This is a genomic window from Vitiosangium sp. GDMCC 1.1324, assembly GCF_003044305.1.
Taxonomy (GTDB): domain Bacteria; phylum Myxococcota; class Myxococcia; order Myxococcales; family Myxococcaceae; genus Archangium.
Genome location: NZ_PZOX01000007.1, coordinates 59012 through 74926 on the forward strand (window position 1 = coordinate 59012; position 15915 = coordinate 74926).

At 68.9% G+C, this 15915-nt stretch carries 10 protein-coding genes and 1 tRNA gene; 7 read left to right on the forward strand and 4 right to left on the reverse strand.

All coding sequences use genetic code 11. The annotated features are described in order from the left end of the window. Nucleotides 1-63 precede the first annotated feature (63 nt). Nucleotides 64-1365: a glycosyltransferase gene (locus DAT35_RS21395; RefSeq protein WP_108068967.1), complete on the reverse strand. Its 1302-nt coding sequence runs from the start codon at nt 1363-1365 to the stop codon at nt 64-66. A 221-nt stretch (nt 1366-1586) separates the two neighbouring features. Between DAT35_RS21395 and DAT35_RS21400 the strand changes: the two genes are divergently transcribed. Both DAT35_RS21400 and DAT35_RS21405 read left to right on the forward strand, forming a co-directional pair. Beyond that, nucleotides 1587-1790: a hypothetical protein gene (locus DAT35_RS21400; RefSeq protein WP_108068968.1), complete on the forward strand. Its 204-nt coding sequence runs from the start codon at nt 1587-1589 to the stop codon at nt 1788-1790. A 47-nt stretch (nt 1791-1837) separates the two neighbouring features. Next, on the forward strand, nt 1838-3535 hold the full coding sequence (locus tag DAT35_RS21405) for an amidohydrolase (protein WP_108068969.1): 1698 nt from the start codon (nt 1838-1840) through the stop codon (nt 3533-3535). On the opposite strand, the gene nhaR is transcribed toward DAT35_RS21405, so the two are convergent. Then, nucleotides 3518-4414, reverse strand: a complete 897-nt coding sequence (gene nhaR / locus DAT35_RS21410) for a transcriptional activator NhaR (protein ID WP_108068970.1) — start codon at nt 4412-4414, stop codon at nt 3518-3520. The two genes, DAT35_RS21405 and nhaR, sit on opposite strands and share 18 nt — an antisense overlap. A 198-nt stretch (nt 4415-4612) precedes the next feature. Here nhaR and DAT35_RS21415 point away from each other — a divergent pair. Then, nucleotides 4613-4685, forward strand: a tRNA-Phe gene (locus tag DAT35_RS21415). A gap of 62 nt (nt 4686-4747) precedes the next feature. Here the strand turns inward: DAT35_RS21415 and DAT35_RS21420 are convergent. After that, nucleotides 4748-8998 carry a DEAD/DEAH box helicase family protein gene (locus tag DAT35_RS21420; protein ID WP_108068971.1) on the reverse strand — a complete coding sequence of 1417 codons (4251 nt, stop codon included), beginning with the start codon at nt 8996-8998 and terminating at the stop codon, nt 4748-4750. Between the two features lie 248 nt (nt 8999-9246). Between DAT35_RS21420 and DAT35_RS21425 the strand changes: the two genes are divergently transcribed. The 3 genes from DAT35_RS21425 (at nt 9247) to DAT35_RS21435 (ending at nt 13810) form a co-directional block, all read left to right on the forward strand. Next, the gene (locus DAT35_RS21425; protein ID WP_108068972.1) at nt 9247-10881 is read left to right on the forward strand and encodes a bifunctional 3-(3-hydroxy-phenyl)propionate/3-hydroxycinnamic acid hydroxylase; all 1635 of its coding nucleotides are present in this window, start codon (nt 9247-9249) and stop codon (nt 10879-10881) included. 68 nt (nt 10882-10949) lie between these two features. Next, complete coding sequence (locus tag DAT35_RS21430; RefSeq protein ID WP_199242963.1) at nt 10950-12347, forward strand: pitrilysin family protein; 1398 nt, start codon at nt 10950-10952, stop codon at nt 12345-12347. Then, entirely contained in the window at nt 12344-13810 is a 1467-nt protein-coding gene (locus tag DAT35_RS21435; protein WP_108068973.1) for a pitrilysin family protein, read from the forward strand. The genes DAT35_RS21430 and DAT35_RS21435 overlap by 4 nt, the downstream gene beginning before the upstream one ends. A gap of 61 nt (nt 13811-13871) precedes the next feature. Here DAT35_RS21435 and DAT35_RS21440 read toward each other — a convergent pair whose 3' ends face one another. Further along, nucleotides 13872-14423: a TetR/AcrR family transcriptional regulator gene (locus DAT35_RS21440; protein WP_108068974.1), complete on the reverse strand. Its 552-nt coding sequence runs from the start codon at nt 14421-14423 to the stop codon at nt 13872-13874. 343 nt (nt 14424-14766) lie between these two features. Here DAT35_RS21440 and DAT35_RS21445 point away from each other — a divergent pair, with 343 nt between their 5' ends. Then, nucleotides 14767-15906 (forward strand): efflux RND transporter periplasmic adaptor subunit, encoded by a 1140-nt coding sequence (locus DAT35_RS21445; RefSeq protein WP_158501814.1) that lies wholly within the window; start codon nt 14767-14769, stop codon nt 15904-15906. Nucleotides 15907-15915 lie beyond the last annotated feature (9 nt).

Genomic DNA, 15915 nt, shown 5'->3' on the forward strand with positions numbered 1-15915 from the left:
GAAGGCACAAGGTCTCCTGTGCTACACAGCGCCCATCTCCCAACAGTGCCGGGCTCGTTTCCATCAGTGCCCGACGTCCCCCGCGAGCGAGGGCTCCGCCCTCTCCTCCTGAGAGGGCGCCACGGGCTGCTCCGCGGCGAGGGTCTCCAGCAGGCGCAGCTCGTCGAGCAGGAGCCGGGGCATGAGGAAGTGCTGTCGGACGCGCTCCCGGCCGCTCTCGCCGAGCGCATGGGCCACCTGGGGGTGGCGCAAGAGGTGGAGCAGCGCGTCCGCGCACTCTTCGATGCTGTCCACGAGGGTGCCGCCAGTGTCCGGAGGCATCTGCATGGGAATGCCTCCGACCCGCCCCGCGACGACGGGGGTGCCTTTCCAGAGGGCCTCGGAGACGACGAGCCCGAAGCCCTCTCGCAGCGACTTCTGGATGACGACGTTTGAGAGGGATTGGAAGGCATTGACCTCGACATTGCCCACGCCGACGAAGTTGGTGAAGACGTGGATGAGGCGGTCGTCGGCCGTCTCGGCGCGGACCTTCTCGTAGATGTCCCAGGCCTCCGGGTCGTCGAGCGCCATGGAGCTCACAAGCGCGAGTTGGAGGCGGGGGATGTGTTGGCGCACGAGCCGGTAGGCGGCGACGACGCCGAGCGGGTCCTTCCACTTGTCGAAGCGGCTGACCTGGGTGACGAGAGGCTGGTTGAGGCGCACGCCGATCCACTCGAGGATGTGGCGGGCGAGCTGCTTGGGGAGGGCGAGGTTCTTGGGGCTGAGCGGGTCGATGGCGGGTGGGTGGATGGCGACGCGGCGGATGGGGAAGCGTGGGGGGATGAAGCTCTGCAGGGTGAAGATGGCGGCGTCGTAGACGCGCAGGTAGGGCATGAGGAAGTCCCAGATGGCCGGGTTGGGGTGGGACGTGTCGATGTGGCAGCGCCAGATCCACCGCGAGCCGCTGCGGTGGACGAGTCCGGGAATGGCGGCGGGCTGGGGGTCGTGGACGATGACGAAGTCGTAGTCCTCGGCGAGGTGGGGGGCGTTGAGCTGGGCATTGCCGAGGTAGAGGGCCTTCTCGGTCTCGGACAGCTCGCCGGGAGCACCTTGCAGCCCGTTGTGGAGGCGCTTGGTGGTCTGAAAGAAGGCGTCGTCGCCGCGGATGATCTTCCACTCGGCCTGCATCCCGAGGTCCTTGAGGAGGGGGACACACGAGCGGAGGATCTCCGAGACACCGCCTCCATAGGAGGTGGCGTTGAGGTGGAGGATGCGGGCGCCACGCAGACGCTCCGCGACGCGGACGAGCTCATCGAGCTGCTCGTCGGGAGCGACGCCCCGGTAGGAATCGAGTGACCGGTCACCGATGTCGACGACGTCGAGCATGGGGCTCCTGCCCGGAAGGGATGCGGGCTTCGAGGAGAAGGTGACGACGGCGCGCACGGTTGGCGGGAGGGCAGGGCTCGGCGGGTGGGGCGGGAGGCGATGGAGGGAGCGCTCCCTGGCGTGCGTGCATCCGGTGGCGGACGGAGTATGCGGCAGTGCATTGCGGAGCAGGGAGGGGCTCCCTACGGTGGTGGGACGGGATGCTTCGAGGAGGAGGACGCATGCGCCGTGCACTGCTCATCGCGGTAGGAGTGATCGTCTCCCTGCTGGCCTGCCGGACGACCCAGCCTCCAGGGGCGGAGAGTGCGCAGCCCATCCAGCCCGCGACGGACACGGAGCCACACCAGCTGGTGCCGGCGGAGCCGCCAGGACCCTCTACGCCCCTCACGGAGCCGGACGCGGGAACACCGTCTTCGAATCCGTAGCTCCCCGGTGACAGCAGCGCGCGGCTGGCGCACAGTGGCGCGCGTCGATGCCGGGACGTTCATTCCAATACATCCACCTTCTTCTAGGGGCCGTGGCGCTGGCGCTGGGGGTGGGGTGCGCCCGGAGGGCGCCCGAGGGAGCGCGAGTGGAGACGACAGTCTACGTGGCACGCCGGATCCGGACGCTGGACGAGAAGCGGCCCGAGGCGGAGGCCCTCGCGGTGCGCCACGGCCGGCTGCTGGCGGTGGGGACGAAGGCGGAGGTGCTGAAGGCCGCGGGAGAAGGGGCTCGGGTCGTCGACTTCGGAAACGCGGTGATGGTGCCGGGGCTGGTGGACGCGCACGCGCACATCGCGGGGCTGGGGCGGAGCCTGACGGTGGCGCGGCTGGAGGGCTCGCGCTCGGTGGACGAAGCGGTGCGGCGGCTCTCGGACGCGCCGTCCACGAGCTTCCAGGGGGACTGGCTCATCGGAAAAGGCTGGGACCAGAACGGATGGCCGGGGAAGGAGTTCCCCGGGAGGGCGGAGCTGGACGCGCGCTTCCCGAGGACCCCGGTGTACCTGACGCGGGTGGACCACCACGCGGCGTGGGTGAACGGCGAGGCACTGAAGCGCGCGGGGATTGGCCGGGAGACGCCGGACCCGGCGGGAGGGCGGATCCTCCGGGACGCGAAGGGCGAGCCCACGGGCGTGCTGGTGGACAACGCGATGGACCTGGTGGCGCGGGTGGTGCCACCGCCAACGGACGAGCAACTGGAGGCGAGACTCGCGGCGGCGCTGGAGCGGTGCGCGCAGGTGGGGCTGACGGGAGTGCACGACGCGGGGATGGACCTGCGGACGTTCCGGAAGCTGCAGACGTGGGACATGGCGGGGCGGCTGCCGGTGCGGGTGTACGCGATGGCGGACGGACAGGGGGAGGAGCGGCGGACGTACCTGGACCTGGGGACGTACAGCGGGCGGATGCTGGAGATGAAGGCGGTGAAGTTCCTGCTGGACGGAGCGCTGGGCTCGCGAGGGGCGGCGCTGCACGAGCCCTACAGCGACGCGCCGGGAGAGACGGGGCTGCTGCTGATGGAGCCGGAGGAACTGGCGGCGAGGACATGGGCCTTCATGGAGCGGGGCTTCCAGGTGTGCGTGCACGCGATTGGAGACCGGGCGAACACGCTGGTGGTGGACACACTCATCCGGGCGGCGGCGGCGACGGGGACGAAGCCGCTGAGGCACCGGGTGGAGCACGCGCAGATATTGAGGCCCGAGGACATCCGGAAGCTGGGGGAGGCGGGGCTGGTGGCGAGCGTGCAGCCGACGCACGCGACGAGCGACATGGGCTGGGCGGAGGCGCGGCTGGGAGCGGAGCGGCTGAAGGGCGCCTACGCGTGGAAGAGCCTGAAGGAGGCGGGGGCGGTGCTGGCGCTGGGGAGCGACTTCCCGATTGAAAACCCGGACGTCCTGGCGGGGCTGTACGCGGCGAGGACGCGTCAGGACGCAGCGGGGAAGCCCGAGGGCGGCTGGCAACCGCAGGAGCGCCTGACGGGTCAGGAAGCGCTGGAGGGCTTCACGGTGGGGCCGGCGTGGGCGTCGTTCGCGGAGGGGCGCCGGGGCCGGCTGGTGGAGGGGATGGACGCGGACTTCACGGTGCTGTCGGTGGACCCGGTGTCGGACGAGGCGAAGCGGTTGGTGGACGCGAAGGTGGTGGCGACGGTCGTCGACGGCCGCGAGGTCTACCGCCTACCCGAACAGCCGTGAGCGGGCGGTCTCCGCGATGGCGACGACGGCGGGATGCCGGAGCCGCCGCTCGACGGAGATGGCATAGAAGGCCGTCTCGATGTCCTCGGTGTGGCCGATGACGGAGACGTTGAACTGGCGGCAGACCTCGGACTCGATGACGGAGGGGGCGGCGAAGACGCCGTGCCCGCGCTGGCCGAAGGCCGTGAGCAGGGCGTAGTCGTCGAACTCGCCGGCGATGCGGGGATGGACGCGCTGGGAGTCGAACCACATCTCGAGCGAGCGGCGGACGGAGGAGGCCTCGGAGGGGAGGAGGGCGGGGGCGCCGTCGAGGGAGCGGGGGAAGCCCTTGGAGAGGTGGGCGAGCCTGGGAGCGGCGAAGAAGGAGACGCCGCACTTGCCGAGCAGGTGGTTGAAGGAGCGGACGCTGACGGGCTCGGAGGAGGGGGCGTCGGCGAGGACGACATCGAGCTCGTGAAGGGCGAGGGAGGCGAGGAGCTGGGGGAGGGGACCTTCGCGGCAGGTGATGTGGATGTCGGGGGAGACGTCGAAGGCGGGCTGGAGGAGTCGCTCGGCGACGAGCTTGGGGATGACGTCGGTGACACCGACGGCGAAGCGGAGCTGCTGACCGGAGGGGAGGCCGCCGACGACGTTCTTGAGCTCGTTGCCGAGCCGGAAGATGTCATCGGCGTAGCGCAGGACGGTGCGGCCGACGTCGGTGAGGACGAGGCGGCGGCCCTGACGCTCGAAGAGCTTGTGGCCGAGCGACTCCTCGAGGAGCTTGAGCTGGGCGCTGATGGTGGGCTGGGCGAGGTGGAGCTCCTCGCTGGCCTTGGCGATGGATCCGGCGCGGGCAACGGTCCAGAAGTAGAGGAGGTGGTGGTAGTTGAGCCAGCTCACGCGAGGGGCCTCGGAGGGAGGAACGGGCGGGAGTTTGAAGGAAACGCACAGCGGGTGCGGGAGAGGAAGGAGGGAGGGGGGCCGGGCGTGCGAGGGGGAAGGGAGGAAGGAGGGGAAGTAGGGTGGAGTTGAAGAACCAGCTTGACGGGAGGGCCGAGTCCCCGTAGATCGCCGTTACTTCGAGCGGTTGAGCAGCACGCCCAGGTAGCTCAGTTGGTAGAGCAGGGGACTGAAAATCCCCGTGTCGGTGGTTCGATTCCGCCCCTGGGCACTTCCCAAGAGTTGAGCAGTAGACCGAGGCCGATACGCACCCCGTATCGGCCTTTCGTGTTTTCATCCCTCCTTCAATGCGCGGAGGAGGTACAGGGCCCAACCGGTGTCGATCCAACGGGTCGAGCCCTTCGGCGTTCCTTCCAGGTATCGGAGCCGGTTGACGCGGGCTTCGTCCGGAGTGCCCCCCGTTGCGCGGGCGTCATCGAGGGCGAGGAGGGCCCAGGCAATGTCCTTCAAGGAGACCGTCCTCTCCTCGAAGCCACCTTCGCCGCCGTCGACGCGCACACCTCCTTCAGTGGCTCGACCCACGATACGGCAGCGTTTGCCATCCTGCTCGAGGGTGCTCCCAGCGGGATGGGCACTCAGCAGGTGTTGGACCCAGGCCGCGGCCCGTTCGGTCAATCCTGGAGGAAGTCGGCGTGAGCTTTGGCGTCCATGTCCGAGCGCCCGCCAGGTGGCGTAATCCACGGGTTCCGCGAGTGCCCAGCGGTCCTCGTCATCCAACCACCGTGCGACGCCAGCGTATCTCCAGGGTGCTTCTGGTGCGATTCGGGTCAGCACGAAGGCCGTTTCCGCCGGACGGCGATCGTCGATTCGTAGGTTCAGGCGGTCGGGCTCGGTGAGGGTTTCCTTTTCGGTCACGCAGAGGAAGAGGTGGCCTTGGATGCGCCCGGTCTTCGGAGCCGAGGACAGCCCGAACGCGCGAGCGGCCTCTTCATCCGTCATCCGCTCGCCCCTGGCGGGTCCGAGTTTCTCGGGTGGAACCACTTCCACGAGCAGCGCGATGGGGATCGTATCCTCCGTCGCTTCGAAGGATGTCCGCGCCGGATTGTCGGAGCGCAGCATCCACCGGCCTCCTTCACGGATGACGCGTTTGATCTGGAACCCGTAGCCCGCCGGATCCGGCACCTGCACGAGCGCTACCTTGCCCTCGACCGCGCCGATACCCGCAGCTCGGGCATAGCGCATCACCAGCCAATCTCCGTCTCGAATCGGGCGCTCGCCTCCGTCCATGGAGTCACCGGATGCGCGTACCGCGAACAGCCCTTCGCCGCCTGTCTGAACCGGCAGGCTCACCTGCTCAGCTTCTGGCGCGATCTCCAGGGCAAGTGCGTGGGTCGCCGCTCCCGCCGCGGCAAGGAGGCTCGGGAAGGCCACGAGGGTTCCCCTTGGAGGGAGGGGAATCACCTCCGCTTCGACGGGGGCCACGCTCCAGCCGTCGGGCCCTGGAGTGAAGCGGACGTGGAATGCCGTGCCTGGCATTCCAACCGTGGGTCCGAACCAGCGCCGCAGCAAGTCTGGCAAGGCATTGCGGTCCGTTCCCGCCAGCCTCGCCACGTTGCAGTACTCCTTCGCCATCCGGAAGCGCCAGGGACTGCCATCCGGGAGTCTCACATCTGTTTCGCCCTCGGGCAGGTCCGTCCGTTTCGTACGTGAGGGCAGCTTGATGATGGGGTCTCGCGAGTTCCGGATGATCTTGGCCTCGAATGCGGACCCGAGCGTCTCCATGCGCTGCCGGGCGCGGTACTGCGCGAGCCGGTAGTCCACCAGCTCCCGGGTGAGGTCCAGGAATGCCTCCCGTGCACTCTCGGGGATGGGGAGACGTGGAACGAACCGGTTCCCCTCCTTGCGGAACCAGGGGCCTCCAACCCACGCCTGGACCGGATTTTCCTCCCAATACTTGAGGAAGGCTTCGGGTTTCGGATTGCGCCAGTCGTCTCCCAACGCCTTGACACCTTCAATGTCTTTCAAGAGCTCTGGCGAGCGGCGCAGGATGGCCAGACTGCGCTCGGCCAGCTGGGAGAGCGGCAATCCCTCTCCAAGTGCCCCGGCGTCGAGCATTGCCTCCAGCGAGACCATCTTGAAGCTTTTGCTCATCGGAGTGGTTTCGAGCTCTTCGAACCACTTCGTTCCCGCTTCCTGCGCGAGGGTCTCCTCGGGTGTCAGGTCTTCCTCGCTCCGCACGAACGGGAGCCATCCCCCATATGCCCCACGCAGAGAAGCGGGCCGGTAGCCCATCCGGTAGAGCTCACCCGCGGTGGGCCGCCGCTCCCAGGCCGCTCGCAGCTCGCGATAGACCCGCTCCACCTCACCGTGCCCGTTCGGCAGGAGCTTCGCCAGCAGCTCCTTTGCCTCCAGCTCCACCTGAACCGAGCAGCCCGGTGGCAGCTCGGGCTCCTTGCCGTCCACGAGGAAGTCGCGCAGGGACAACCGTTCGGTTGCATCCGCCAGGGCCAGCAGTGCGCGCACCCGGTCCAGGAACACCCGGTGGTTGCCGACGAAGTCGATGACCGTGACCGTGGGTTTATCTTTGGCTTTGCGCAGCCCTCGTCCGAGCTGTTGCAGGAACACCACGGGTGACTCCGTGGGCCTCAACATCACCACCCGATCCACACTCGGTACGTCCACTCCCTCGTTGAAGAGGTCCACCGCGCAGACCGCGTCCAGCTCGCCGCTTGCCAGCTTCCGCAATGCCTCCGCCCGGTCATCCGTTCCCCGCGCCGAGTGCACGGCCATGACCCGTACACCCCTGTCCTTCAGCCAATCCTTGACGTAGTTCGCATGCGCCACCGAGCAACAGAAGACCAGCGTGCGGGTCGCACGATGCTCCTCCCACGCGGACCACATCCGCCGCATGCGCGCTTCCGTCTGCACCGCCGCCGCGAGCTTCTCCGGATCGAAACGCCGGTTGCGCCAGGGAATGTTCTCGTACGCCACATCATCCTTGAGGCCGTAGTACGCGAACGGCACCAGCAGTCCGCGAGCGATGCCCTCACCCACGTCCGCGCGGTAGGCGAGATGGTCATCGAACAGGCCCAGCACATCCCCTTCGTCCGCGCGCTCCGGCGTCGCCGTCAGCCCGAGCAGGAATCGCGGCTCCAGGTTCGTGAGGATGGCCCTGTAGCTTGCCGCTGCCGCGTGGTGCACCTCGTCCACGACCACGTAGTCGAAGGGCATTGTTTCTCGGAGCTTCTCGAGGTTCTCGGGGCGTGACAGCTTCTGCACCGACGCGAAGACCACGTCCCCCTCCAGAACCGACTGCTCCGCGACGAACCAGCCGAAGCGCGACTCGGGAAGCTGCCGCCGGAAGGTCTCCGCCACTTGCGCCAGCAGCTCCGCCCGGTGCGCGAGAAACAGCACCCGCGCCCGTTGTTTGTGCGCCTGCTCGAACGCATCGACGTCCAGCGCCGCCAGCAGCGTCTTCCCCAGTCCCGTCGCCAGCACCACCAGGGCCCTTTGGCGCCCCTCGTGCCGGCTGCGTGCCAGTGCTGCGAGCGCCTCTTGCTGGACCTCGTGTGGCTGGCGCGGCGGTTGTGGCTTCTCCTCCTCCGCGTCATCCGAGAGGGGCGGGCGGGCCTCCCTTCGCGCTCGGGCCGCGTACCGCTCCACCCAGATCGCGTCGAAGCGCAGCGCCCGTGCCCACCAGCTCTCGAATGCCTCCACTACTTGTTGCCAGGCTTGTGGATCCCGATCGCGCTCGACACGCAGGTTCCACTCCACGCCCGTTCGCAACGCGGCGTGGGACACATTGCTTGAGCCCACGAAGGCCGCCGCCATGCCCGGTCCCTCGAAACGCCAGGACTTCGGGTGGAAGGAGCACCCCAACATCTCCGTCTCCACGACCCTCGCCTCGAAGATGCCCCGGCGTGTTTCGGAGCGGGTTTCTCCCTCATCGCGGCGTGCCTGGCTCTCGTCCATCCAGTCCAGCAACCGGCGCAAGGCCGTTGCCTGGGTGATGGCCAGGTAATCCCCCGTGAGGATGCGCACCCGAGCGCCACGGGCCAGCGCTGCTTCCACGGACTCGCGCAGCACTTCCAGTCCGCTGTCCTGCACGAAGGCCGCCAGGACCGCCACCTCCATGGCTCGCGCGAACAGAGGCTCCAGGTGCCGGAGGAAGGGATCTTCCAGGCCCCCCGTGGCCAGCGGCTTCGCGGAGGTCGCGAGGTAATTGCCCTTCCCCGGAATGACGTGACGCACTCCGCCACGAGGATCCGCCATGTCTCCCAGGTAGCGGGGAATCACGTGTACATGCAGGTGGAACACCGTCTGTCCCGCCGCCTCGCCCACGTTGATACCGACGTTGTAGCCGTCCGGCCGATGGCTCGCGTCCAGTCCGCGTTTCACCTCGTCCACCAGCTCGAAGAGGGCCCGTTGTTCCTCCACCGTGGCCTCGAACCAGGTGGCCACGGGCCGGCGTGGAATCACCAGCGTGTGTCCCTGGCTCACCGGGTAGCGATCCCGGATGGCGAAGCCCAGTGCGTTGAACGCCACCCACTCGGTTTCGGGGACCTTCAGGAAGGGGGAACTCACGCGCGCACCGTACCCTACGTGGCTCGTTCCCGGTCACCACCGCGCCAGGTCCCCTGAACCCATGTCCCGGGGTTCCACTGTCGCTGCGTCGCGAGCCCCTCGGAGCACACCCCCGGTGTAGGCGGCAAACCCCTTGCCCGGGCGCCTGGCGGGTAGTCCCGTGACAACGAACGTGGTGGGACGCCCTCCTTCCGCTACATTCCCCCCCTGCCAGGACCCCACGGCGGGGCATCGAGGCAGGGAGTTCCATGACGCCACGGGTGGAAGAGACGGACGTGCTCATCTCCGGCTGCGGCCCGGTGGGGGCGCTGACGGCCAATTTCCTCGGGCTGTACGGGGTCCGCACGCTCATCGTCGAGCGCCTGCTCGCTCCCCACGGCCAGCCGCGCGCCATCACCTGTGACGACGAGGCCCTGCGCATCTATCAGGCCGCCGGTCTCTCCGAGCCCATGGATGCCCACATGTACACCGTCCCCGAGGTCCAGCTGACCGGGGCCAACGGTGAGCTCTTCGCCCGCTTCGTCATCCAGGGGCTCGACTTCGGCTACGGCTTCCCCGCCCTCCGCTTCTTCAGCCAGCCTTACGTCGAGGACGTCCTGCGCCAGGGACTCCAGCGCTTCCCCCACGTCGAGCTGCGGTTCGGCCAGTCCGTCGAGGCCTACTCGCAGAGCCCCCAAGGCATCTCCGCCACCGTGCGCGACGTCTGCGATGGCTCCGAGCGCACCGTGCGCGCCCGCTATCTCCTGGCCTGTGACGGGGGCCGCAGCACCCTGCGCCGCCTCGCTGGCATCGACATGGTGGGCTCCACCTACGACGAGCAGATGCTCGCCATCTCCCTGCTGCTGCCCGAGTCACCGCCGCCTCTGTGCCGCATGGTGTGCGACCCCCACCGTCACGTCTTCGTCGCCCGCTGTTCCGGCAACGAGATGCGCGTGGACTGTACGGTGCGCCACGACGAGAAGGCCGAGGACCTGCTCCGGCCCGAGCGCATCCGCGAGTTCATCGCCCCCTTCGTGGACCCAGACCGGGCCACCGTCCTGCGCGCCGCCGCCTACGTCTTCAACCGCCGCATGGCCTCGCGCTGGCGCGACGGGCGGCTGTTCCTGCTCGGTGACGCCGCCCACCTCATGCCGCCCGTGCTCGGCCAGGGGTTGTGCTCCGGCCTGCGCGACGCCCACAACCTCTCCTGGAAGCTCGCGTCCGTGATCCATGGCCACGCCGATGAGCCGCTCCTCGATACCTACGAGCAGGAGCGCCGCCCCCATGTCGAGACCATGCTCGAGGCCAGTGTGAACATGGGCCGGCTCGTCCTCACCGGCAGCCGCCCGCTCGCCTTCGTGCGCGACAGCGTCTTCCGGGCGCTCGACCGGATTCCCCGCGTGCAGCGCTTCATCCGCAACCTCGAGTTCAAGCCCCGGCCCTTCATCACCCGGGGCTTCATGCTGGGCGGCTCTCGCGGCCACGCCCAGGCGCCCGAGGGCATGTATTTCCCCCAGCCCCGCGTGGGGGCTCCGGGTGGCAGGGTGGTGCGGCTCGACGAGCTCCTCGGCCCCGGCTTCGCGGTGCTGGTGCACCCCGATACCCGCGAGGCCTCGCTCCGTGCCGCGCAGGTGCTCGCCGACAGCATCGGCGCCCGCTGCGTGCGCATCATCCCGCCGCGCTCCGGCCAGGCGCAGCCCGGCGAGGTGGTGGACGTGGAGGGCAAGCTCGACGCCTGGTTCGACGAGCACCGGGTGGACATCGCCGTGCTCCGTCCGGACCGCTACCTCTTCGGCGCGGTGCGCGGTTCACATCTGGCGTGGTTGTCCGCGGCACTGCGCGGGTGGATTCATGGTCCCCTGCGCGGGGTGGAGCCAGCGGCCCTCGAGTCCGTGCCGGCCTGAGGAATTTCCACCCACTCCAGCGGTTGGGTGGCACCTTCGTACCAGATTCGAGCCTCAAGGGAGAGCGGATGCTCAGACAGAAGTTGCTCATCACGGGGATGATGCTGCTGGCCGGAACGGTCGCGTGCGCCCAGGGCCGGTCCGCGAGGACCGAGACGGCGGCCACCGCCACCACCGCGTCGAAGTCCGGCGGCCAGGTGCGGACGAAGACGCTGAAGAACGGGCTGAAGGTCATCGTCTGGGCGGACCCGGACAACCCGAGCGTCTCGCTCTACAACTTCTTCCGCGTGGGCAGCCGCAACGAGCGCCCCGGCATCACCGGCCTGTCCCACTTCTTCGAGCACATGATGTTCAACGGCGCGAAGAAGTACGGCCCCGGGGAGTTCGACCGCGTCATGGAGGCGCACGGCGGCCGCAACAACGCCTACACCTCCGAGGACGTCACCGTGTACCAGGACTGGTTCCCGCGCTCGGCGCTGGAGACCATCTTCGACCTGGAGGCGGACCGGCTGTCGAGTCTCGCCATCGATCCCAAGGTGGTGGAGAGCGAGCGAGGCGTCGTCTACTCGGAGCGGCGCTCCAGCGTGGACAATGACAACGCGGGCCTGCTCATGGAGCAGGTGCAGGCCACGGCCTTCGTGGCCCACCCGTACCAGATTCCGGTCATCGGCTGGCCCTCGGACATCGAGAGCTGGAAGCAGGAGGACCTGGAGCGCTACTTCCGCACCTACTACGCGCCCAACAACGCCACCCTCATCGTGGTGGGCGCGGTGACGCCCGAGGAGATCTTCTCGCTCGCGGAGAAGTACCTCGAGCCCATTCCCGCCCAGCCCGCGCCCGAGCCGGTGCGCACCGTGGAGCCGCCGCAGCTGGGCGAGCGCCGGGTGGTGGTGCGCAAGCTGGCCCAGGCGCCGCTGCTGCAGATGGCCTTCCACGGCCTGCGGGGCCGCGACGAGGACGCTCCGGCGCTCGACCTGCTGGTGCGCATCCTCTCGGACGGGGAGTCCTCGCGGCTGCACCGGCGGATGGTGGAGGAGGAGCGGGTAGCCATCAACGTGAGTGGCTACCTGGGGGCGGGGTTCGATCCGTCGCTCACGTGGGTGCTGGTGAACCTGCCGCCCGGGGGAGACCTGGGCAAGGCGGAGAAGGTGCTCGACGAGGAGCTGGCCCGGGTGGTGTCCGCGGGCGTCACCGATGCGGAGCTGCGCAAGGCGAAGAACATCGTCGTGGCGGACTTCTGGCGCCACCTGGAGACCAACAGCGGCCGGGCGCAGGCGCTGGGGACCTATGAGGTCTTCCACGGGGACTGGCAGAAGCTCTTCGGCGCGCCGGACCGCTACGAGGCGGTGACGCGCGAGCAGGTGCAGAAGGTGGCCGCGAAGGTGTTCGCGAGGAACAACCGCACGGTGGGGGTGCTGGTGCCCGATGCGACCGCGGACGAGGCGAAGAAGGAGGCGACGCGATGAAGGTGCTCAACGGGAAGGTGGCGCTCGCGGCGCTGCTGGTGGCCTCGGCGGCGGGGGCGCAGGAGTCGAAGACGCAGCAGCCGGCGCAGCAGGCACGCAAGGCCGCGGTGGAAGACGCGGTGAAGCTGCCCAAGGCCACCGTGTTGGAGTTGAAGAACGGCGCGAAGCTGCTCCTGGTGGAGAAGCACGAGGTGCCCCTGGTGGCCTTCAGCGCGAAGGTGCGCGGCGGGGCCCTGGGAGACCCCGAGGGCAAGGAGGGCGTGGCCGCGCTCACCGCCGAGCTGCTCCAGAAGGGCGCTGGCAAGCGGGATGCCCAGCAGTTCGCCGAGGCGGTGGACAGCGTGGGCGGTGCGCTGTCGGTGAGCCCTGGCCGCGAGGCGCTCGACGTCTATGGGCAGTTCATGGCGCGCGACACCTCGCTCATGGTGGAGCTGCTCTCGGACATGCTGATGCGGCCCCGTTTCGACGCGGCCGAGCTGGACAAGACGCGCGAGCGGATGGTGGCGGAGATCGCCGCGGAGAAGGACGGCGACCTGCGTGGCGTCATCGGCACCTACTTCCAGGCCTTCCACTTCGGCGCGCACCCGTACGGGCGGCCGATGGGGGGCAGCGAGGCATCCCTGCCCACGCTCCAGCGCGAGGACGTGCTGGCATACGCCAAGGCGAACCTGGGGGGGGACCGGCTCATCCTCTCGGTGGTGGGCGACTTCGACGCGAAGAAGCTCGCGAAGCAGCTCGAGGCGGCGCTCGGCGGTTGGTCGCGTGCGTCCACTCCGGCTCCGGTGGCCCCTCCCACCCAGCCGACGAAGGGCCGACGCGTGCTGCTGGTGGACAAGCCGGACGCCACGCAGACGTACTTCTGGGCCGGCAACACCGGCATCTCGCGCACGGACCCCGCTCGCGTGGACGTGAGCCTGGCCAATACGGTGCTCGGCGGGCGCTTCACCTCGCTGCTCAACACGGCGCTGCGCGTGAAGTCCGGCCTCACCTATGGCGCGGGCTCGCTGGTGCTGGCCAACACCCAGCCGGGGCCCTTCGCCATCTCCTCGTACACGAAGACGGAGTCCACGGGCCAGGCGTTGGACATGGCGCTGGAGGTGCTCGCGCGCTACCGCCAGCAGGGCATGGATGACACCACGCTCGCCTCCGCCAAGGAGTACGTGCTGGGCCAGTTCCCGCCCACCCTGGAGACGGGCCAGCAGCTCGCGGCCAAGCTGTCCGAGCTCGCCTTCTACGGACTGCCCGCGAGCGACGTGGACGACTTCGCCTCGAAGGTGTCCGGCGCGGACAAGGCGCGCATCCAGGCCGCCATCCAGCGGGTGATGCCCGCGCAGGAGGACCTCACCCTGGTGCTCATCGGCAAGGCCTCGGACATCCGCGACGTGGCGCGCAAGTACGGCGCCGTCACGGAGATGAGCATCACCGATCCGCACTTCGCTCCCCCGGCGGCGAAGAAGCCGTAGACCCCGCCCCCCCGCCCACTTTCTGAGAGGGCGGGGGGTCCCCGCTCCAGCCCAGCCGCGCTCACCGAGGCTCGAGGCTGTCCAGGAACAGCGTCAGCACCCGCTTCCGGCGCGTCGCGTCTTTCGCTTCCTGCGTGGCGAACGCAACGCCAACGGTCATCGCCGACACGTCGTCGAAGTCGATGTCGTCGCGCACTTCACCGGCAGCCTGCGCCCGCTCGAGCAGGGCGGCACCGGCATTCCTCGTCAGCTCGCAGGCGCTGGTGTTGTTCTGGAGCGGCGGTAGGCATACCGCGAGGCCTCGGTACGTGGTCGCGTGTTTCACGTATGCCTTGAGCCACGTCTTGAGCGCCTCACCGGGAGACTTCGCGTCGAGCAACTTGCGCGCCTGATTCTCCAGGACCAGAAGGCTGTCCTGCAGCGTCGCGACCAGCAGCGCGTCGCGGGTGGGAAAGTGCCGGTACAGGGTGCCGATGCCCACGCCCGCGCGCTTCGCGACCTGATTGAGTGAGGCGTCGGCTCCGAGCTCGGTGAATACCTCGTTGGCGGTCGCGAGCAGCTGCTCATGGTTGCGGCGCGCATCGGCGCGGGTGGCGCGCGTGTGCTCAGGCATGGGTTGTTCGCAGAGCGGCGGGGGTCATCTCCACATCATACCAACCTCGGCGCTCGCTCGACGCGAGCCTGCCTCGGGCCGGACGAGGACACGCATTTCGCCGCCGTGAAGTTGGGTTGACATGCGGAGAAGTGCTCCGTTAAAGGGGGACACGACTCCGTTTCCGGCCGAAGGCGGTGTCGCCTTTCAGGTTGAAAGAGTTCAGTACCGGGCGACATACATTCGCCGTCAGTTTCCGCGCGCTGCCCCGTCAGTGCGCGCCGCACACCCCTCCCGCTCCTTCGAGGTTCGTTCGTCGAGGTCATCGCTCACCGGCGCTGTCGCCTCTCGCGGACTGCTCCCCATGACACGTGAAAGCACCTCTCCCTCAGCCAGGCTGCGCCCTCCCTCCGCTCCAGGTGCGCGGACGGAGGTGACGCTCGCCTTCGCGCTCGTTCTGGCCGCGGTTTCCTGCACCCAGGCCCCCGCGGCCGAGGCGCCAGCCAACGCACCGCCGCCCGTCTCCGTATCGGTGGTGAGGGTCGAGCAGCAGCCCATCGAAGACTTCTCCGACTACCTCGCCACGCTCACCTCGCGCCGCGCGGTGGTGCTCTACCCGCAGGTTTCCGGCTACGTGCGCTCCATCGTGGCGAAGCCCGGCACGCCGGTGAAGGCGGGCACGCTGCTGCTCCAGGTCGACAGCTCGGCCGAAGCGGCGTCGCTGCAGAACCTGGTTGCCACGCGCGAGTCGCTGGTCGCTTCGGCTGCCTTCGCGAAGGACCAGCTCGAGCGCTCACAGGCACTGCGGAGGGACGGCATCGTCAGCCAGCAGGACTTCGATCAGGCGCGCTCGCAGGCCGACCAGGCGGAAGCGAGCCTGCGCGCCGCCGACGCGCTCATCGCTTCACAGAAGGCGCGGCTGTCGTTCTTCAACATCGTGGCGCCCATCGACGGAGTGGTGGGCAACGTGCCGGTGAAGGTGGGCGACTTCGTGACGCAGGCGACGCCACTCACGTCCGTCACGCAGGACAGTGGGCTCGAGGCCGATGTGCAGGTGCCGGTCGAGCGTGCCGCGGCGCTGGGGCCCGGCAGCAAGGTGCGGCTCATCGGTCTGGACGGGAAGACCCTCGCCGAGAGTCCGGTCGTCTTCATCTCTCCGCGCACCGACCCGAGCACCCAGTTGGTGCTGATCAAAGCGGCGTTCAATTCACTGCAGGGCCTGCGCGCGGACCAGATGGTGCGCGCCCGCGTGGTTTTCAGCACCGCGCCGGGCCTGGCCATTCCCACCCGGGCCGTCACCCGCCAGGCGGGCCAGACGTTCGCGTTCGTGGTCGACCCGAAGAACAACGTGGCACGACGGCTCGCGGTCAACCTGGGCTCGCTCCAGGGCAACACCTATGTCGTCAAGGCGGGTCTCGACGGCGGGCAGACGGTGGTGGTGTCGGGGCTCCAGATGCTCACCGACGGAGCCACCGTGCAGTGGGTCGAGCAGAAGCAGGACTGAGGGCACCGG

Excerpts from the sequence above, each read along its gene's own strand:
- DAT35_RS21445 (WP_158501814.1), top strand. The coding sequence starts at position 14,767 with ATGACACGTGAAAGCACCTCTCCCTCAGCCAGGCTGCGCCCTCCCTCC.
- DAT35_RS21395 (WP_108068967.1), bottom strand. The coding sequence starts at position 1,365 with ATGCTCGACGTCGTCGACATCGGTGACCGGTCACTCGATTCCTACCGG.
- DAT35_RS21425 (WP_108068972.1), top strand. The coding sequence starts at position 9,247 with ATGACGCCACGGGTGGAAGAGACGGACGTGCTCATCTCCGGCTGCGGC.
- DAT35_RS21430 (WP_199242963.1), top strand. The coding sequence starts at position 10,950 with ATGCTCAGACAGAAGTTGCTCATCACGGGGATGATGCTGCTGGCCGGA.
- DAT35_RS21435 (WP_108068973.1), top strand. The coding sequence starts at position 12,344 with ATGAAGGTGCTCAACGGGAAGGTGGCGCTCGCGGCGCTGCTGGTGGCC.
- DAT35_RS21405 (WP_108068969.1), top strand. The coding sequence starts at position 1,838 with ATGCCGGGACGTTCATTCCAATACATCCACCTTCTTCTAGGGGCCGTG.
- DAT35_RS21440 (WP_108068974.1), bottom strand. The coding sequence starts at position 14,423 with ATGCCTGAGCACACGCGCGCCACCCGCGCCGATGCGCGCCGCAACCAT.
- DAT35_RS21400 (WP_108068968.1), top strand. The coding sequence starts at position 1,587 with ATGCGCCGTGCACTGCTCATCGCGGTAGGAGTGATCGTCTCCCTGCTG.